General features: G+C 64.3%; 16 protein-coding genes. 5 read left to right on the forward strand and 11 right to left on the reverse strand.

Features of this window, described 5'->3' with window-relative positions; genetic code table 11:
* Positions 1–61: 61 nt before the first annotated feature.
* The 7 genes from NKI72_RS00730 to NKI72_RS00760 all read right to left on the reverse strand — a co-directional run bounded on the left by NKI72_RS00730 (position 62) and on the right by NKI72_RS00760 (position 6,635).
* A complete protein-coding gene (locus tag NKI72_RS00730; RefSeq protein ID WP_352849793.1) occupies positions 62–1,075 on the reverse strand; it encodes an ABC transporter ATP-binding protein in 1,014 nt (337 codons plus the stop codon).
* Entirely contained in the window at positions 1,068–2,180 is a 1,113-nt protein-coding gene (locus tag NKI72_RS00735; RefSeq protein WP_023676333.1) for an ABC transporter ATP-binding protein, read from the reverse strand. Before NKI72_RS00735 ends, NKI72_RS00730 begins: the two co-directional genes overlap by 8 nt.
* Positions 2,181–2,183: 3 nt before the next feature.
* Positions 2,184–2,384, reverse strand: a complete 201-nt coding sequence (locus NKI72_RS00740) for a hypothetical protein (protein ID WP_023676334.1) — start codon at positions 2,382–2,384, stop codon at positions 2,184–2,186.
* Positions 2,381–3,331, reverse strand: a complete 951-nt coding sequence (locus NKI72_RS00745; RefSeq protein WP_352448471.1) for a carbohydrate ABC transporter permease — start codon at positions 3,329–3,331, stop codon at positions 2,381–2,383. Before NKI72_RS00745 ends, NKI72_RS00740 begins: the two co-directional genes overlap by 4 nt.
* Positions 3,328–4,275, reverse strand: coding sequence for a carbohydrate ABC transporter permease (locus NKI72_RS00750; RefSeq protein ID WP_031211681.1), 948 nt, complete (start codon positions 4,273–4,275; stop codon positions 3,328–3,330). The genes NKI72_RS00745 and NKI72_RS00750 overlap by 4 nt, the downstream gene beginning before the upstream one ends.
* 126 nt (positions 4,276–4,401) lie before the next feature.
* On the reverse strand, positions 4,402–5,733 hold the full coding sequence (locus NKI72_RS00755) for an ABC transporter substrate-binding protein (RefSeq protein ID WP_352454682.1): 1,332 nt from the start codon (positions 5,731–5,733) through the stop codon (positions 4,402–4,404).
* Positions 5,734–5,945: 212 nt separating this feature from the next.
* Positions 5,946–6,635, reverse strand: coding sequence for a PIG-L deacetylase family protein (locus NKI72_RS00760; protein WP_352623303.1), 690 nt, complete (start codon positions 6,633–6,635; stop codon positions 5,946–5,948).
* Between the two features lie 27 nt (positions 6,636–6,662).
* Here NKI72_RS00760 and NKI72_RS00765 point away from each other — a divergent pair, with 27 nt between their 5' ends.
* The 5 genes from NKI72_RS00765 (at position 6,663) to nhaA (ending at position 13,572) form a co-directional block, all read left to right on the forward strand.
* Entirely contained in the window at positions 6,663–7,553 is an 891-nt protein-coding gene (locus NKI72_RS00765) for a DMT family transporter (protein WP_352849794.1), read from the forward strand.
* A gap of 75 nt (positions 7,554–7,628) precedes the next feature.
* Positions 7,629–10,247, forward strand: a complete 2,619-nt coding sequence (gene hrpB / locus NKI72_RS00770; protein ID WP_352849795.1) for an ATP-dependent helicase HrpB — start codon at positions 7,629–7,631, stop codon at positions 10,245–10,247.
* A gap of 87 nt (positions 10,248–10,334) precedes the next feature.
* The gene (locus NKI72_RS00775; protein ID WP_352813812.1) at positions 10,335–11,660 is read left to right on the forward strand and encodes an ActS/PrrB/RegB family redox-sensitive histidine kinase; all 1,326 of its coding nucleotides are present in this window, start codon (positions 10,335–10,337) and stop codon (positions 11,658–11,660) included.
* A gap of 63 nt (positions 11,661–11,723) precedes the next feature.
* The gene (locus tag NKI72_RS00780) at positions 11,724–12,287 is read left to right on the forward strand and encodes an ActR/PrrA/RegA family redox response regulator transcription factor (RefSeq protein ID WP_023676342.1); all 564 of its coding nucleotides are present in this window, start codon (positions 11,724–11,726) and stop codon (positions 12,285–12,287) included.
* A gap of 91 nt (positions 12,288–12,378) precedes the next feature.
* Positions 12,379–13,572, forward strand: a complete 1,194-nt coding sequence (gene nhaA, locus NKI72_RS00785) for a Na+/H+ antiporter NhaA (protein WP_352849796.1) — start codon at positions 12,379–12,381, stop codon at positions 13,570–13,572.
* A 17-nt stretch (positions 13,573–13,589) separates the two neighbouring features.
* On the opposite strand, the gene NKI72_RS00790 is transcribed toward nhaA, so the two are convergent.
* The 4 genes from NKI72_RS00790 to NKI72_RS00805 are packed head-to-tail and all read right to left on the reverse strand — an operon-like array spanning position 13,590 to position 17,808.
* Positions 13,590–15,017 (reverse strand): gamma-aminobutyraldehyde dehydrogenase, encoded by a 1,428-nt coding sequence (locus NKI72_RS00790; protein WP_352540419.1) that lies wholly within the window; start codon positions 15,015–15,017, stop codon positions 13,590–13,592.
* A gap of 25 nt (positions 15,018–15,042) precedes the next feature.
* Positions 15,043–15,858: an ABC transporter permease gene (locus NKI72_RS00795; protein WP_352469946.1), complete on the reverse strand. Its 816-nt coding sequence runs from the start codon at positions 15,856–15,858 to the stop codon at positions 15,043–15,045.
* Entirely contained in the window at positions 15,848–16,798 is a 951-nt protein-coding gene (locus tag NKI72_RS00800; RefSeq protein WP_352849813.1) for an ABC transporter permease, read from the reverse strand. Before NKI72_RS00800 ends, NKI72_RS00795 begins: the two co-directional genes overlap by 11 nt.
* A 14-nt stretch (positions 16,799–16,812) precedes the next feature.
* The gene (locus NKI72_RS00805) at positions 16,813–17,808 is read right to left on the reverse strand and encodes an ABC transporter ATP-binding protein (protein WP_352849797.1); all 996 of its coding nucleotides are present in this window, start codon (positions 17,806–17,808) and stop codon (positions 16,813–16,815) included.
* Positions 17,809–17,865: the final 57 nt, after the last annotated feature.

Here is a 17,865-nt window from a genome sequence, read left to right on the forward strand (position 1 = left end):
GGTCCAGTCCGGTGCCCGAAATTGCCGGTTGAAAGGTGCCAGGAAAACACTCGCGCAGCGCTCACATCAGCCGTCGCCCATCGGGGCCGAAATACAGCGGCGAGCGATAGCGGATCATGATCTTGTCGCCCTGAGCCAGGTCGGTGTCGGGGTCGGTTAGCGTCACCAGCTTCCTGGTCCCCACCGTCACATGCAGATGGTTCTGGTCGCCGAGATGCTCGACCCAATCGACGACGCCGTCGGCATGGCCGTTCGCCGCCTTCTCGATCGAAAGATGTTCGGTGCGAGCACCGATCGTCTTTGTTCCCGCCGGCGCGCCGCCATCCGGCAGCAGTCCGACCGGCAACAAATTGATTGCCGGTTGGCCGAGCCGTGCGGCGACGTGTAGGTTTGCCGGCTCAGAATAGATCATGCGCGGGGAACCGATCTGCACCAGCACGCCGTCGGCGAGAATGCCGATGCGGTCGGCCATGGTCATCGCTTCGATCTGGTCGTGCGTGACGTAGAGCATTGTGGCGCCGAGTTCCGCCTGGATGCGCTTCAGCTCTAGCCTGAGATCGGCGCGCAGCTTGGCGTCGAGCGACGACAGCGGCTCGTCCATCAGGTAGATCGACGGCTTGCGCACCAAAGCGCGGCCGATGGCGACGCGCTGCATCTCGCCGCCAGAGAGTTTGGTCGAGCGATTATTCAGCTTGTGGTGGATGCGCACCATCTTGGCCACGTCCTCGACGCGGCGGCGGATCTGATCCTCCGGCATTTTCCGTGCTGGCGAGCGCAGCGGAAAGGCGAGGTTGTCGTAAACCGACAGATGCGGATAGAGCGAATATTGCTGGAATACGAAAGCGGTGTCGCGCTCGGCCGGCGACAGCGTCGTCGTGTCGTGGCCGGCAATATGGATCGAGCCCGCTTCCGGACGCTCCAACCCGGCGATCAGCCTGAGCGTCGTCGTCTTGCCGGCGCCGGTCGGCCCGAGCAGCACGACGAATTCCCCGTCGGCGATATGCAGGTCGAGATTGTCGACGGCGACATGCTCGCCAAAAGCCTTGGTCACGCTTTTGATGTGAACGTCAGCCATGATGTGCTCTCCCCTGGGAGGCCGAGTCATGGATTTCGGTGCGCACCGCACGCCCGGATCCTTTTGCGAACAGCGACAGCCGCGCGCTGCTCAGCGCCAGGCCCACATGATCGCCCGGATTGAGCCGGATTTCGGCCGGCACCCTGGCCTTGATGATGCCGTCCGCTGTCTCCACCGCGACGATCTGAGTGGTGCCGAGATATTCCGTGCCGTAAATAGCACCGCGCAGCTTCGAAGCGTCATCGAAGCGGATGTGCTCCGGTCGGATGCCAAGCGCCATCTCGGCCGGCGCGACGTCCTCGCGGATCTCCGGCACGGCCACCTTCGCGCCTTGCACAACAATTTCCCTGGCGCCCTTTGAAAGCCCGCCGCCGAAGCCGAGGAAATTCATCGGCGGCGAGCCGATGAAGTCGGCGACGAACATCGTCGCCGGCCGGTCGTAGATCTCGCGCGGCGTGCCGAACTGCTCGATGACGCCGTGGTTCATCACCGCGATTTTGTCGGCCATCGACATCGCTTCCATCTGGTCATGCGTGACATAGACGGTGGTGGCGTGAATGCGGTTGTGCAGTTCTCGCAATTCATGGACCATCAGGTCGCGGAATTCGGTGTCGAGCGTGCCGAGCGGCTCATCCATCAGGAAGCATTTTGGCCGCCGTACGATGGCGCGGCCGAGCGCCACGCGCTGGCGATCGCCGCCGGCAAGCCCGGAGACCGATTTGTTGAGCAGATGGTCGATCCGCAAAAGCTTCGCCGTCTCCTCCACTCGGCTCCGGATTTCAGCGCCTGGCATGCCTTGCGCCAGCAGTGGAAAGCCGATGTTCTTCCGCACATTCATGTGCGGATAGAGCGCGAACAGCTGGAAGACGAAGGCGATGTCGCGCTCGCGGGCACGTCGCATGGTGACGTCCTCGCCGCCAAGCAGGATCTTGCCGCCGGTCGGCAGTTCGAGCCCAGCGATCATGCGCAACGTCGTCGTCTTGCCGCAGCCGGACGGCCCCAGCATGACGAAGAATTCGCCGTCCTCGACGACGAAGTTGGAATCCTGCACGGCGACGAAATCGCCGAATGCCTTCCTCAGATGTTCGACCCTGATCTCGGCCATCGTCTACTCCGGAAATTTCGAGACGATGATGAACATCGCCGTGCCCGCAAGCATGGTGATGAAGGAATAGGTGTAGAGCACCAGTGCGAAGGGCTGGAACAGCATCAGGAAGCCGATGGCGATGATCGCGGTGGCGACGTTTTCCATCAGCCCGCGCCTGGCCCAGACGGGCCAGCGCGATTTGCGTTTTGCGGTCATGCTCATTTACGCACCGCGCCAAAGGTGATGCCGCGCAGCAATTGCTTGCGAAGCAGGATGGTGAAGACCAGGATCGGCACCAGAAAGATCGTCGTGCCGGCCGCGACCGCCGGCCAGTCCTGACCGCCTTCGCCGATGATGGTCGGAATGAAGGGCGGCGCGGTCTGCGCCGTGCCCGAGGTCAGCAGCGCAGCGAAGGCATATTCGTTCCAGGCAAAGATCAGGCAGAAGATGGCGGTTGCGGCAATACCGGTGGTCGCCTGCGGCAGCACCGTGCGCCAGAACGCCTGCAGCCTGGTGTAGCCGTCGATCATCGCCGCTTCTTCATATTCGCGCGGGATCTCGTCGATGAAGCCTTTCAGCAGCCACACCGCCAAGGACACGTTGACCGCCGTATAAAGCAGGATCATGCCGAGAGCCGTGTCCGACAGGCCAAGCTCCCGGTACATCAGGTAGATCGGGATGGCGACCGCGATCGGCGGCATCATCCGCGTCGACAGGATGAAGAACAGAAGGTCGTCGGCGAGCGGCACCTTGAAGCGCGAAAAACCATAGGCCGACAGCGTGCCGAGGAAAACCGCGCAAAACGTCGAGCCGAACGCGATAATCAGCGAATTGACGAAGCGCGGCATGAAGTTGGACGGGCCGGCGATCACCATATTGCGCTTGCGCACCGTCTCGTCGCACAGGCCCGTCGCCGGTCCCAGCGAGTTGATGTATTCCGGTGTTTGCCGAGTCCGGGTCGAGAACAAATTGCAGTAGCCCTCGAGGCTGGGCTGGAACAGGATCTTCGGCGGATAGGCGATCGAATCCGGCGGCGTCTTGAAGCTGGTGGCGAAGATCCACAGCAGCGGCACGATCGAGATCAGCGCGTAGGCGACGATGATGGCGCCGGCGACGCGCTTCGACGTGGCCGACGGCGCGACAACGGAATGGGCTGACGTCAGGCTCATCTCTGCTTCACCTTGTTGAGCGCCTTGACGTAGATGTTTGCGAGGCCAAACACTGCGACGAACAGGATGATGGCGAAAGCCGAGGAATAGCCCGTCCGCCAGCTTTCGAAGGCCTGCCGCTTCAGCGTGATCGAGGCCACTTCGGTGGTCGATCCCGGCCCGCCGCCGGTGAGCAAATTGACCATGTCGAACATCTTGAAGTTCTCGATGCCGCGAAACAGCACCGCCAGCATGATGAAGGGCAGCGCCATCGGCAGCGTGATCGACCAGAACTGCCGCCAGTTGGAGGCGCGGTCGACCTCGGCCGCTTCGTAGATGTATTCGGGGATCGAGCGCAGGCCGGCGAGGCAGATCAGCATTACGTAAGGCGTCCACATCCAGGTGTCGACGATGATGATCGACCATGGCGCCAGTGACACGTTGGAGAGCATGCTGATCTCGGTTGCCGGAATGCCGGTGACGAACGAAACGGCGTAGGCGAACAGCCCGATCTGCGGCTCGTAGAGAAAGCGCCAGAAATTGCCGACCACCGCCGGCGATAGCATCATCGGCACCAGGATGATGGTCGTCCAGAAGGCGTGGCCGCGGAACTTGCGGTCGATCAGCCAGGCCAGAGTGAAGCCGATCAGCGTCTGCAGCAGGATGGTCCAGAAGACGAAATGCGCCGTCGTCTGCATGGCGATCCAGATGTCCTGGTCGGCGAGGATGCGCTTGTAGTTGGCCAGCCCGAGGTTCTTCACAACCTCGTTGGGCCGATTGGCGCGAAAATTGGTGAAGGACAGATAGATTGCCCAGAACAGCGGAAAGATGTTGATAGCTAACAGCAACAGGATCGTCGGCGAGATGAACAGCCAGGCGAGGCCCTTGTCGCTGATGCCCCGGACCTTGCGGGCCAACGGCTCGGGCGTAGCCCGGGCAACGCTGTCCGCCGTCCGATTGAGCATGGTCAGTCCTGCTTCGGTCACTTGGCTCGTCTCGACAATGGAATTTATCTGAACTGTGTCCCGTGCCAAGTGGCACGGGACGGTTCGGTCACGGGCTCGGGAGGAGCCGTTTACATCTTGCCCCGGCTACATCTTGCCATCGTCCTGGAAGACCTCGGTCCAGTCCTTGACGAGGCCGTCAAGCGCATCCTTGGCGGAGCCTTGCCCGGCAACGACATAGTCGTGGAAGCGCTTCTGCGATGCCTGCAACAGCGGGGCATAGCTCGGCTCGGCCCAGAAGTCCTTCACGATGGCCATCGAGTCGAGGAAGGTCTGCGCATAGGGCTGGCTGGCCGGGAAGGCCGGGTCCTTGACGACCGCGTTGAGGCAGGAATAGCCGCCGAGCGACCACCATTTGGACTGCACGTCCTTATTGGCGAACCATTTGATGTATTTGAGCGCGGCTTCCTGCTTGTCGGAATAGGAGACCACCGAGATGCCCTGGCCGCCGAGTTGGGCGAACTGGTCCCCGTCCGGACCTTTGGGATTGACGAAATAGCCGATCTTGTCGCCGCCGACATTCTCGTCCTTCTGCAGGCCTGGCCAGGTGAAGGCGAAGTTCATGTGCATCGCCACCTGGCCGGATTTGAAGGCATCGACGCCTTCGCCCATGTAGCTGTTCGAGGCGCCGGGAGGGGTGCAGCAATCGTAGAGGGCTTTGTAGAACTCCAGGCCCTTCACCGATTTATCGGAGTTGACGAAGCCTTCCATCTCGTAGGGCTTTTTCGGGTTTTCGTACTGGAAGCCGAAGCTGTAAAGCACGTCCATGGCGCCCATGGTGATGCCTTCCGAGCCGCGCTCGGTGTAGATCGACGCGCCATAGACGGTCTTGCCGTCGATGTCGCGCTTCTGGAAGAATTCGGCGATCTGCTTCAATTGGTCGAAGGTCGTCGGCGGGCCGAGATCCCAGCCGTACTTTTCCTTGAATTCCTTCTGCAGCTCCGGCTTGGAGAACCAGTCCTTGCGGTAAGTCCAACCGACCACGTCACCCATGGCCGGCAGCGCCCAGTAATTCGGCGAGTTCTTCGGCCATTCCGAATAGCCGACGACGGTCGCCGGCACGAAATCGTCCATGCTGATCTTCTCCTTGTCGAAGAAGTCGTTCAGCTTGACGTAATGGCCGTTCTCGGCGGCACCGCCGATCCACTGGCTGTCGCCGATGATGAGGTCGCACAGCTTGCCGTGCGAATTCAGCTCGTTGAGAAAGCGATCGGCATAGTTGGTCCACGGCACGAATTCGAATTTCATGCCGATGCCGGTTTCCTTGGTGAAGTCCTTGGACAATTCCACAAGCGCGTTGGCCGGGTCCCAGGCTGCCCAGCAAAGCGTCAGATCTTCTGCCTGCGCGACATTCGAAACGGCTGTCGACGCAAAGAGTGTCGATGCCAGTCCCAACGCCAATTTCAAGGTCGATTTCATGCCTTCCTCCCATTTGCGAAACGCGTCCGGATGACGGTTTCAAGAGCCCGCTAAACCCCTCCTCGGGGGCCCAAACACAACGACGCGGCGGCGCACCGGATGTTTAGTAATTTGTTTAGTGATGCAATTTTTACTAAACAAGGCAAGCGAATTCGTTGCTGCACCGCAGCATGCTGGACAGGAAAGCAACGTGAGAAGTTGCGGCGACCGGTCTAGGTCACTGTCTTGTTGCTGACAGCCACCGGACGGATCACTGGGGCCGGCGGCAAAAGCGCGCGGATATCGGCGAAGGGGAAGACTGGCTCGAAGCGGAAGGCCTCGGCAAACGATCCGGCCGGGCCGTTGCACTGGCCGGCGCGAAAGGCGTTCTGCGTGCGCGCCGCGTCGACGAAACGCTCGGGATCCTGCGACTGGTGCGCCCGGATCGCCTCCGCCTTGAGATCGAAATGCCTGGAGGTGTCGACGTAGTGCGTTGGCGAAAACCCGGTGCCGCCGAACGTGTCGGCATGTAGCACCGGCACCGAGAATGACGCTGCGATGCGCACGCCATCCGACAGCGCGCGGTGGTCGCCATGATAGTCGTTCGGCGCATGCGTTATCACCAGATCCGGCCCTATCTCGCCGATCAGTGCTTTGAGCGCCCCGATCAGCGCGGCATCCGCGACCAGCCCGCCATCGGGAAAGTCGAGGAAGCGCGGCGTCACGCCAAGCAGGCCGGCCGCCGCCGTCGCCTCCTTGCGGCGCGTGCGGGCCAGCGCTGAGGGATCGCCGTAGCCGCCCCTGGTGCCATCCGTGGCTATGGCAAAAAAGAGTTCTGCGCCTTGCGCGGCATAGGCGGCCATCGTACCGAACATGAAGATCTCGATGTCGTCCGAATGCGCGCCAAGCGCCAATATCTTCACTCTCATCTCTCCCGGAAATGGAAAAACGTGCCCAACGGAATTCTGCTCGCACTCATCGCCTATGCAAGCTATTCGTGCAGCGACGCCGTTGTCAAAAGCCTGGGCGGGCAGTTCAACGTCTTCGAGATCGGCTTCTTCTCGACATTGTTTGCCGGCTGCTTTCTGCTCTTTGCCAGGCCGGCAGGCGAGCGCTGGCTCGATTTCTGGCGCACCAACCGGCCCTGGGCGGTACAGGCCCGGGCCTGGGCCGGCATCGCCTCGGGCGTGCTCAGCGTCTATGCCTTCACCACCATCCCGCTGGCGGAAGTCTATGCGCTCATCTTTCTGGCGCCGCTGCTCGTCACCATCCTAGCCACGCTGGTCCTCAAGGAGAAGGTCGGCCCGTGGCGGTGGCTGGCGGTGGTCGCCGGCTTTGCCGGGGTCATGCTGGTCGTCAGGCCGGGGTTTCGCGAATTGCATCTTGGTCATCTGGCGGCGTTCATCATCGCCTTCCTGGCCGCCACCAATGTGATCCTGATGCGTTCGCTCGCCGCGCAGGAAAAGCGCACGACGATGCTCGGCGTGCTGATCGGCTACGGCCTGCTCTTCAACGGCGCCGGTGCGGCGGCTACCTCGTTCTCGCTGCCGGATGGCAGGCAATGGGCTTGGCTGGTGTTGGCCGGCGCCTTTACCGCCGGCGGCCAGCTGTTGCATCTGCTGGCGGTCAAATACGCACCGGCCAACCGCATCGCGCCGACGCATTACTCGCAGATCGTCTGGGCGGTGGTTCTGGGTGCGCTGTTTTTCAGGGAATATCCGGATTTTCTGTCGCTGGTCGGTTTGGCCGTGGTCGGCGGTTCCGGCCTGCTGACCATGGTGCGCGAGGAGGTGCGGCTCGGCACGGTGCGCTGGAACCCGTTTTCGCGGACCAGGCTTTGAGTCGGCGCCGAGGTTGCGCCGCGACCGCCACCGCTGATATGCGGTTGCTGCCAACTGGCTGCACAGCATAGCACAATGACGACAAAACCCTTGCCGGACCTGCCGGTCTCCGTTGTCTTGCCGGCGCTCAATGAAACGCTGAGCCATGGTAACAGCGCCGTGCTGGTGGCGCCGCCCGGTGCCGGCAAGACGACGCTGGTTCCACTGGCGCTGCTCGACGCTGAATGGCTCGGCGCCGGAAAGATCATCCTGCTCGAGCCGCGCCGCCTCGCCGCCCGCGTTGCCGCCCGCCGCATGGCCGAATTGCTCGGCCAAGAGCCCGGCGAAACCGTCGGCTATGCCATGCGCATGGAAAACCGCAGTTCCGCAGAGACCAGGGTTCTCGTCGTCACCGAAGGCGTGCTGTCCCGCATGATCCTCGACGACCCGGAACTGCCTGGTGTCGCGGCGGTGCTATTCGACGAGTTCCACGAACGCTCGCTCGACGGCGATTTCGGGCTGGCGCTGGCGCTCGACGTGCAGGGTGCGCTGAGGCCCGAACTCAGATTGCTGGTGATGTCGGCAACGCTCGACGGCGCGCGTGTCGCAAAATTGCTGTCCGGCGCGCCGGTGATCGAGAGCGCAGGCCGCGCCTTCCCGGTCGACATCCGCTATGACGAGCGGCCGGCCGGCGTCACCATCGAGGACGCCATGGCCAAGGCGATCCGCTCGGCGCTTGCCGGGGAGGAGGGCAGCGTGCTCGCTTTCCTGCCCGGCCAGCGCGAGATCGAGCGCACCGCCGAGCGGCTGGCGGGCAAGGTCGGCGCCGATACCGACATCGTGCCGCTCTATGGTATGCTCGACAACAAGGCGCAGGACGCGGCGATCAAGCCGGCGCCGCTCGGCCGCCGCAAGGTCGTGCTGGCGACGTCGATCGCCGAAACCTCCATCACCATCGACGGCGTGCGCGTCGTCATCGATTCCGGCCTGTCGCGGCTGCCGCGCTATGAACCGGCGAGCGGCCTGACGCGGCTGGAGACGGTACGTGCTTCCCGCGCTTCCGCCGACCAGCGCGCCGGCCGTGCCGGGCGCACGCAGCCGGGCGTCGCCATCCGGTTGTGGCGGGCCGAGCAGACGGCGGCCCTGCCGGCCTTCACGCCGCCGGAAATCCTCGAGGCCGATCTTTCCGGCCTGTTGCTCGATAGCGCAGCGTTCGGCGTCGCCGATCCGACCAGTCTATCCTTCCTCGACCCCCCGCCGGCTCCGGCGCTCACCGAGGCGAGGGTACTGCTACGTGCGCTCGATGCTGTCGATGCGGCAGGACGCCTGACGGATGCCGGTGCCGCGATGCGTAGGCTGGCGCTACCGGTGCGGCTTGCCCATATGGTCGCCGAGGCGGCAAGGACCGGAGAGGCGCTCGAGGCGGCGATGCTCGCCGTATTATTGACCGAGCGTGGCCTTGGCGGCGATGGTGCCGATCTCGAACGGCGGCTGCTGCGCTTTCGCGCCGAAAGATCGCCGCGCGCCACCGCCGCCCGGCAGCTGGCTGAGAGGCTGGCAAAGCAGGCTTCACCCTTCCCCTCTAGGGGAGGGTCGGCAAGCGAGCCGAGCGCAGCGAGACGAGCGAGACGGGGCGGGGTCGTCGATGGCGTGCCCGAAGCGGCCCCACCCCTATCCGGTACGCGGATCGACGCGCCGGGGCGAGCCACGGGTCTCGCCCGTCCTTCCGACCCCCTCAAGGGGGAGGGCAGCACAGCCGGCGCTCTCCTCATCCATGCCTGGCCGGATCGGGTCGCCAAAGCGCGCGGCGAGCGTGGCCGCTTCGTGCTTGCCAACGGCTCGGGCGCCATGCTCGACGCCTCCGATCCGCTGGCCGGCGAGACCTGGCTCGTCGTCGCCGACCTGCAGGGCAAGGCGCAGAACGCCCGCATCACCGCAGCGGCAGCCATCGATGAGGCCGACATCCGCACGGCGCTGGCGGAAAAGATCGAGGCCCGCCGCGAGGTGAGCTTCGACCGCGACAGGCGCGCGGTGCGGGTGCGCGAAACGGTTCGCCTCGGCGCCATCACGCTGTCCGAACGCATGCTGCCGGCGCCGACCGGTGCCGACGCGGATCGCGCCATCCTCGACGCCTTGCGCGAACACGGCCTGTCCCTGTTGCCGTGGAACAGCGAGGCGGAGACGTTGCGGCAGCGGCTCGGCTGGCTGCATCGCGGCCTCGGCGTGCCATGGCCCGATGTCTCCGATGCCGCGCTCCTCGAGCGCCTCGACGACTGGCTGCTGCCGTTCCTTTCCGGCGCGGCATCCTTTGCGGCAATCGATCCCAGCGTGCTTTCGCAAGGCCTGATGACGCTGGTGCCGCACGAATTGCAGCGCAAGATCGCCACATTGGCGCCGACCCATTTCGACGCGCCGTCGGGCAGCCGGCTGCCGATCCGCTATGACGGCGAATGGCCGGTGCTGGCGATCCGCGTGCAGGAACTGTTCGGCCTCGACCGGCATCCGGCGATCGCCAACGGCACTGTGCCGCTGACGCTCGAATTGCTGTCGCCGGCGCACCGGCCGATCCAGACGACGCGCGACCTGCCCGGCTTCTGGCGCGGCTCCTGGGCCGATGTGCGGGCAGAGATGCGCGGCCGCTATCCCAGGCATGTCTGGCCGGAGAACCCGCTTCTCGCCGCCGCCACTAGCCGCGCCAAGCCGCGCGGTACCTGATGCTTCCAGACTGTCATCCCGAACCGGCCCAGCTTCGGCGGTTTTCGGAAAAGACCTCCGACTGTTTCCCCTCTATGATCACCGCCCATGATAAACATCCTGCACGCACCCGACTTCCAGCAAAGTCAGCGGCTGCGCCTCAATACGCTGATCAGGTTGCGCTGGCTTGCCATCGTCGGCCAGAGCCTGACCGTGCTTGTCGTCGCTTACGGGCTGAAATTTCCGCTGCCGGTCAGCATGTGTTTTGCGCTGATCGCCTGTTCGGCCTGGATGAACCTTTTGCTGACCTTCCGCTATCCGGCGGCGCATCGGCTTACCCCGTTCTCGGCCTTCGCCATCCTGACCTTCGACAGCCTGCAGCTTGCCGGCCTGCTCTACATGACCGGCGGCCTTACGAATCCGTTTTCGCTGCTGATGACCGTGCCCGTCGTCGTCTCGGCGACGTCGCTGCCGCTGCGGCTGACCGCCATGCTCGGCGCGCTGGTGATCGTGGCGGCGACGCTGCTGGTCTTTTACCACCTGCCGCTGCCCTGGCATGAGGGGGCGCCATTGGCGATGCCGTTCATCTATGTCGCCGGCATGTGGATGGCGGTGTTCTGCTCCATCGCCTTTACCGCGATCTATGCCTTCCGGGTGGCCGAGGAGGCGCGGCTGCTTGCCAACGCGCTTGCCGCCACGGAATTGGTGCTGCAGCGAGAACAGCATCTCTCGGCCCTCGACGGCCTCGCCGCGGCCGCCGCGCACGAACTCGGCACGCCGCTCGCCACCATCACGCTTGTTGCCAAGGAGATGGAGAAGGCGCTTGGCGAAGATCCGAAATACGGCGAGGACGTGAAGCTGCTGCGTTCGCAGAGCGAGCGCTGCCGCGAAATCCTGAAGCGCCTGACCAGCCTGTCCTCCGAGAGCGAGGTGCACCTCTCGCGCCTGCCGCTGACCTCGCTGGTCGAGGAGGTGACGGCGCCGCACCGCGATTTCGGCATTTCGATCAAGCTTCGGCCGGGCGAGCGCATCGGCCCGGAGCCGGTGGGCCGGCGCAATCCCGGCGTCATTTACGGCCTCGGCAATCTGGTCGAGAACGCGGTCGACTTCGCCCGCAACAGCGTGACAGTGCGCTGGAACTGGAATGAAGCCGCCGTCAGCTTCTCGATCATCGACGACGGGCCGGGCTTTCCACCGGAGATCATCGACCGTATCGGAGAACCCTATATGTCGACGCGACAAGGCACCGAAGCCGGCGGCGGCCTCGGCCTCGGCCTATTCATCGCCAAGACCTTGCTCGAACGCTCCGGCGCGACGCTCGATTTCCGCAATTCAAGCGAGCCCGGCGAGGGCGCTATCGTGCAGATATCGTGGCCGCGCAGCATCTTCCTCAATCCCGAGCAGGCTTCGGCCACCATGTTCGACACGGCCTAAATTGGACAATAGCGTTGCGAAACTATATTTGCGTAAAAATCAGGCAGCAGGATTTTCAGCACGATGAGTACTGACGAAACGATTGGCGCAATGGTCGAAGGCGAGGATACCTCGCTGCTGATCGTGGACGACGACAAGCCGTTCCTGACGCGGCTTGCCCGCGCCATGGAAACCAGGGGTTTCGTGGTCGAGACGGCGGAGAGCGTCGAGGAGGCGGTTGCCAAGGCGCGCGCCAATCCGCCGGCCTATGCGGTCGTCGACATGCGGCTGGCCGACGGCAACGGCCTCGACGTCGTCGCCGCGATTCGCGAGAAGCGCGACGATGCCCGCGCCATCATCCTCACCGGCTACGGCAACATCGCCACCGCGGTGACAGCGGTAAAGCTCGGCGCCATCGACTATCTGTCGAAGCCGGCCGATGCCGACGATATTTTTGCCGCCCTGACCCGCACCGCGGGCGAACGCGCAGCGCCGCCAGAAAATCCAATGTCGGCCGATCGTGTGCGCTGGGAACACATCCAGCGCGTCTACGAAATGTGCGACCGCAACGTCTCGGAAACCGCACGCCGCCTGAACATGCATCGCCGCACGCTGCAACGCATCCTCGCCAAGCGCGCGCCGCGCTAAAGGGCTCTCATTACAGGCTTGCCCGGCCAGCGCTGTTTGCGCATCATCGCTTGGCGGTGTCGGACCTTGCCGCTGATACGACGGAGGCGACATGCAGGACGAAAAGCGGCTGGTCTCCATGCTGCGCGAATTCCTCGACAGCGAGGCGGCCGGCGGCCTCATCCTGATGGCTGCGGCGGCCTTGGCCCTGATCGTCGCCAATTCGCCGCTGGGCGAGGCTTATTTCTCCGCCCTCCATGCCTATCTCGGACCGCTCAGCGTCTCGCACTGGATCAATGACGGCCTGATGGCGGTGTTCTTCCTGCTGGTCGGTCTCGAGATCAAGCGCGAAATGCTTGACGGCCAGCTGTCGACCTGGCCGCGCCGCGTGCTGCCCGGCATCGCCGCCGCCGGCGGCATGGCAGCGCCGGCACTGGTCTACGTCGCCATCAACCGCAACAATCCAGCCGCTCTGTCCGGCTGGGCGATCCCAACCGCCACCGATATCGCCTTTGCGCTCGGCGTGCTGTCGCTGCTCGGCAGCCGCGTCCCGGGTTCGCTGAAGATATTCCTCACGGCGCTTGCCATCATCGACGATCTCGGCGCGGTGCTCATCATCGCGGTGTTCTATACCAGCGGCCTCTCGCTCGCCTATCTCGGCGCCGCCTTCGCCGTGATCGCGCTGCTGGTGGTGCTCAACCGCATGCGGGTGCTGACGCTGCTGCCGTACATCTTGCTCGGCATCGTTCTGTGGGTTTTGGTGCTCAAATCGGGCGTCCATGCGACGCTCGCCGGCGTCGCGCTGGCCCTCACCATACCGCTGAAGATATCGCCGGGCAGCGGCCATGATCTCGACCATTCGCCGCTGCACCGGCTCGAACACGGCCTGCACAAAGTCGTCGCCTTTTTCGTCATCCCGATTTTCGGCTTTGCCAACGCCGGCGTCTCGCTCGCCGGTCTCAGCGCTGCCGCCCTGGCCGAGCCGCTGACGCTCGGCGTCGCCGCCGGCCTCGTCTTGGGCAAGCTGGTCGGCGTGTTCGGGTCTTCCGCGCTTGCCATCCGGCTTGGCTTCGCCGATCTGCCGGTCAATGCCGGCTGGCTGCACATGGTCGGCATTTCGCTGCTCTGTGGCATCGGTTTCACCATGAGCCTGTTCATCGGCCTGCTCGCCTTCGCCAGCGACGCCGCCCTGCAGGACGCGGTCAAGGTCGGCATCCTCGCCGGCTCCTTCATCGCCGCGCTCCTAGGCGCCGCTGTGCTGCTGGTGGCGCCGGCCGCAGGCGAGGCGGAGGAGGCGGACGAATAGGCGTCTCCTCGCGGGCGCTACCCGTGAGCGACCATGACGTGGCGGACGGCGGTATAGTCCTCCAGCGCGTAGAGCGACATGTCCTTGCCGTAGCCGGATTGTTTCAACCCGCCATGCGGCATCTCGTTGGTCAGCATGAAATGGGTATTGATCCAGGTGCAGCCATATTGCAGCCGGGCGGCTGTCGCCATGGCCCGCGAAACGTCCTTGGTCCACACCGACGACGCCAGGCCGTAGTCAGAATCATTGGCCCAGTTCACCGCTTCGTCAACTTCGGAAAAGCGGGTGACCGAGACCACCGGACCGAACACTTCGCGGCGCACGATCTCGTCCTCCTGCAGCGCGCCGGCGACGACGGTCGGCTGGTAGAAGAAGCCGGAGCCCTCGCCCGGCTTGCCGCCCGTGGTGATCTCGATGTGCTTGAGCTCAGAGGCGCGCTCGACGAAGCTCGAGACGCGGTCGCGCTGGCGACGCGAGATCAGCGGGCCGATCTCGTTTTCGGTATCGTCAGGACGATCATACTTGATAGTCGAGACGGCGGCGGAGAGGTCGGCGACGAGCTTGTCGTAGATCTTCTTGCCGGCGTAGATGCGGCAGGCGGCGGTGCAGTCCTGGCCGGCATTGTAATAGCCGAAGGCGCGCAGGCCGTTGACCACCGCGCCGAGATCGGCGTCGTCGAAGACGATGACCGGCGCCTTGCCGCCGAGCTCGAGATGCGTGCGCTTGACCGATTTGGCGGCAGCCTGCAGCACCTTCTTGCCGGTGGCGACGTCGCCGGTGATCGAGATCATGTTGACTTTCGGGTGGTTGATCAGCGTGTTGCCGACGCTGTCGCCGCGACCGAGCACGACGTTGACGACGCCTTCCGGCAGGATCTCGGCAAGGATTTTCGCCAGCTTCAGCGCGGTCAGCGGCGTCTGTTCCGACGGCTTGAAGGCGACGGTGTTGCCGCCGGCAATCGCCGGCGCCAGCTTCCAGGCCATCATCATCAGCGGATAGTTCCACGGCGCGATCGACGCGACAACGCCGATGGCGTCTCGGCGGACCATCGAGGTGTGGCCGGGAATGTATTCGCCGGCGACCTGGCCGGGCATCGAGCGGACCGCGCCGGCAAAGAAGCGGTAGCAGTCGACGATCGCCGGGATCTCGTCATTGAGCACGGCATTGATCGGCTTGCCGCAGTTCAGCGCCTCGAGCGCCGCGAAATCCTGTGCAGCAGCCTCGATGCGATCGGCGATCTTCAGGAGATAGCCGGCGCGCTGCGCCGGTGTTGTGCGGGACCAGGTGACGAAGGCTTTTTCGGCAGCAAGCACGGCCGCCTCGATCTGCGCTGGGCTGGCCTCGGGCAGATTGAGGATGGTCGCCCCGGTCTTCGGGTTGAGGATCGGCTCCTCGGTCTCGGTGCCTTTTTCGAATTTAGAGCCGATCAGCATCTGCGTGTCCATGGAAGTCTCTCCCTTGTGAACGAGATCATTTGCCCGAACCGGCGATCTGGTCGCCGTCGCGGGTCAGGTAATAGGCAGCGAGGATGGGGAGCAGCGTCACCAGCACTACCACCATCGCCACGACATTGGTGACCGGACGCTGGCGCGGACGGATCAATTCTTCGAGCATCCAGATCGGCACCGTCTGCTGCTGGCCGGCGGTGAAGGTGGTGACGATGACCTCGTCGAAGGACAGCGCAAAGGCAAGCATGCCGCCGGCCAGCAGCGCGGTTGCGATGTTGGGCAGCACGACATGCCGAAAGGTCTGGAAACCATCGGCGCCGAGATCCATCGACGCCTCGATCATCGAGCCGGACGTGCGGCGGAAGCGGGCGACCGCATTGTTGTAGACGACGACCACGCAGAAAGTGGCGTGGCCGAGCACGATCGTCCAGAACGAGAACGGGATTTCGGCCAGCGCGAAGGCCGAGCGCAGCGCGATGCCGGTGATGATGCCGGGCAGCGCGATCGGCAGGATGACCAGCAGCGAGATGGTTTCGCGGCCGAAGAATTTTGTGCGGGACACGGCAGCGGCGCACAGCGTGCCCAGGACCAGCGCGATGGTAGTCGAGATCGCCGCGACCCGCACAGACAATGACAGCGCCTGCCAGACGTCGGGGCGGTTCCAGGTGACGGCGAACCATTGCGTGGTCAGGCCCGGCGGCGGCCAGACGAAGCTCTTCTCCTCGGTGGTGAAGGCATAGACGAAGATCAGCAGGATCGGCAAATGCAGGAAAAGCAGGCCGCCGGTGGCAGCGAGCTTCAGGCCGATCGGCGCGGATGGGCCACGGTCAGAGCGCATCGAAAGCCCCCATGCGCTTGGCGCCCCAGAGGTAGAAGCCCATGATGACGATGGGCACCACGGTGAAGGCGGCGGCGAGCGGGATATTGCCGGCGGTGCCTTGCTGCGAATAGACGGCCTGGCCGATGAACAGCCGCGAGGTGCCGATGATCTGTGGGATGATGTAGTCGCCGAGCGTCAGCGAGAAGGTGAAGATCGAGCCGGCGACGATGCCGGGCAGCGCCAGCGGGAACAGCACGTTGCCGAAGGTCTGCCCGGGCGAGGCGCCGAGATCGGACGAAGCCTCGACCAAATTGCCCGGCACGCGCTCGAGTGCGGCCTGCACCGGCAGGATCATGAACGGCAGCCAGACATAGACGAAGACGATGAAGGTACCGGTTGAGGAGACCGACAGCGAGTTGCCGCCGACGACCGGCAGCGACAGCCAGGCATCAAGCAGCCACAGAAGATGCAATTTGGCCAGCAGCCAGGTCAGGATGCCTTCCTTGGCGAGAATCAGCTTCCACGCATAGATCTTGACCAGGTAGCTCGACCACAGCGGCAGCATGACGCCGAGATAAAACAGCGCCTTCCAACGGCCGCGCGCATAGCGCGCCGCGTAATAGGCGATGGGAAAGGCGATGACCGCCGCCGCCAGCGTCACCAGCGCCGCCATTGTCACCGTGCGCAGGATGATGTCGAGATTGGCGGCCTGCAGCAGGTCGCCATAGGTCTTCAGCGTGAACTCGCGGTTGATCAGGCCGGAGAACTCGTCGATCGAAAAGAAGCTCTGCAAAAGCAATGCGAAGAGCGAGCCGATATAGACGATGCCGAGCCACAAAACCGGCGGCAGCAGCATGAGGAGCAACAGCAGCTTCGGCTGTCGCCAAAAAATATCCGACACCGCGCCACGCAGGCCGCCGCGTGGCGGATGGCGGGGGGGGGGGGGGGCGCGCGGCATGACGGTGTCGAGGCTCATCCGAGCTCGTCCATCAAATGCAAATGCTCGCGCTTGAAGGTGAGCACCACCGCCTCGCCGTCCCCCGGCAGAACAGCACCCGCCGGCACGATGGCATGCAGCCGCAAGCCCTCTGCATCGAGCGCCAGTCTTGTCGTGGCGCCGAGATAGTTGGTCGAGACCAGGCGGGCGGCAACCCCTTCGCCGTTGGCCCGGCCAATACGGATGGATTCGGGTCGTAGGCTGCCCCAGCGATGCTGGCCGGCATAGCGCTGGACGAAATCCGGCGGCAGCACGTTGGACGAGCCGACGAAATCGGCGACGAAGCGGGTCTTGGGGCGCTGGTAGATGTCTTCCGGCGTGCCGATCTGCATGATCTTGCCGTCATTGAAGACGGCCACGCGGTCGGCCATCGACAGCGCTTCGCCCTGGTCGTGGGTGACGAACACGAAGGTGATGCCGAGCGCCTTCTGCAGCGATTTCAACTCCTCCTGCATGTTTTCGCGAAGCTTGAGGTCGAGGGCGCCGAGCGGCTCGTCGAGCAACAGCACCTTGGGCTGGTTGACCAGCGCACGGGCGAGCGCGACGCGCTGGCGCTGGCCGCCGGAAAGCTGGCCAGGGCGACGGGCGCCGTAGCCGGGAAGCCGCACCAGCGCCAGCGCTTCTTCCGCCGCCTTTTGCCGCTCCGGTCTGCCGACGCCCTTGACCATCAGCCCATAGCCGACGTTGTCGAGCACGTTGAGATGCGGGAACAGCGCATAATCCTGGAACACGGTGTTGACGTTGCGGCGATAGGGCGGCACGCCCTCGGCGCGTTCGCCGAAGATCGAGATCGAGCCCGCCGTCGGCTGCTCGAAACCGGCGATGAGGCGCAGGCACGTCGTCTTGCCCGAGCCGGAAGGCCCGAGCATGGCGAAGAACTCGCCCGGCACGATGTCGAGATCGACCGCGTCGACGGCACGCACGCTGCCGAAATGGCGAGAGACGTTTTGGAAGGAAACGGCGGAGGTCATGGGGCTGTCCTGATCTGTCAGGCTCATCAAATTTCAGGCGGTAGCGCTGCCTCTCAT

The sequence above is a fragment of the Mesorhizobium sp. M0437 genome (genome assembly GCF_040321335.1).
In the GTDB taxonomy this organism is placed as follows: Bacteria; Pseudomonadota; Alphaproteobacteria; order Rhizobiales; family Rhizobiaceae; genus Mesorhizobium.

Bases quoted from the DNA above. Each gene is read 5' to 3' on its own strand.
- NKI72_RS00730 (WP_352849793.1), bottom strand. From the start codon at position 1,075: ATGGCTGACGTTCACATCAAAAGCGTGACCAAGGCTTTTGGCGAGCAT.
- NKI72_RS00735 (WP_023676333.1), bottom strand. From the start codon at position 2,180: ATGGCCGAGATCAGGGTCGAACATCTGAGGAAGGCATTCGGCGATTTC.
- NKI72_RS00740 (WP_023676334.1), bottom strand. From the start codon at position 2,384: ATGAGCATGACCGCAAAACGCAAATCGCGCTGGCCCGTCTGGGCCAGG.
- NKI72_RS00745 (WP_352448471.1), bottom strand. From the start codon at position 3,331: ATGAGCCTGACGTCAGCCCATTCCGTTGTCGCGCCGTCGGCCACGTCG.
- NKI72_RS00750 (WP_031211681.1), bottom strand. From the start codon at position 4,275: ATGCTCAATCGGACGGCGGACAGCGTTGCCCGGGCTACGCCCGAGCCG.
- NKI72_RS00755 (WP_352454682.1), bottom strand. From the start codon at position 5,733: ATGAAATCGACCTTGAAATTGGCGTTGGGACTGGCATCGACACTCTTT.
- hrpB (WP_352849795.1), top strand. From the start codon at position 7,629: ATGACGACAAAACCCTTGCCGGACCTGCCGGTCTCCGTTGTCTTGCCG.
- NKI72_RS00775 (WP_352813812.1), top strand. From the start codon at position 10,335: ATGATAAACATCCTGCACGCACCCGACTTCCAGCAAAGTCAGCGGCTG.
- NKI72_RS00780 (WP_023676342.1), top strand. From the start codon at position 11,724: ATGAGTACTGACGAAACGATTGGCGCAATGGTCGAAGGCGAGGATACC.
- nhaA (WP_352849796.1), top strand. From the start codon at position 12,379: ATGCAGGACGAAAAGCGGCTGGTCTCCATGCTGCGCGAATTCCTCGAC.
- NKI72_RS00790 (WP_352540419.1), bottom strand. From the start codon at position 15,017: ATGGACACGCAGATGCTGATCGGCTCTAAATTCGAAAAAGGCACCGAG.
- NKI72_RS00795 (WP_352469946.1), bottom strand. From the start codon at position 15,858: ATGCGCTCTGACCGTGGCCCATCCGCGCCGATCGGCCTGAAGCTCGCT.
- NKI72_RS00800 (WP_352849813.1), bottom strand. From the start codon at position 16,798: ATGCCGCGCGCCCCCCCCCCCCCCCGCCATCCGCCACGCGGCGGCCTG.
- NKI72_RS00805 (WP_352849797.1), bottom strand. From the start codon at position 17,808: ATGACCTCCGCCGTTTCCTTCCAAAACGTCTCTCGCCATTTCGGCAGC.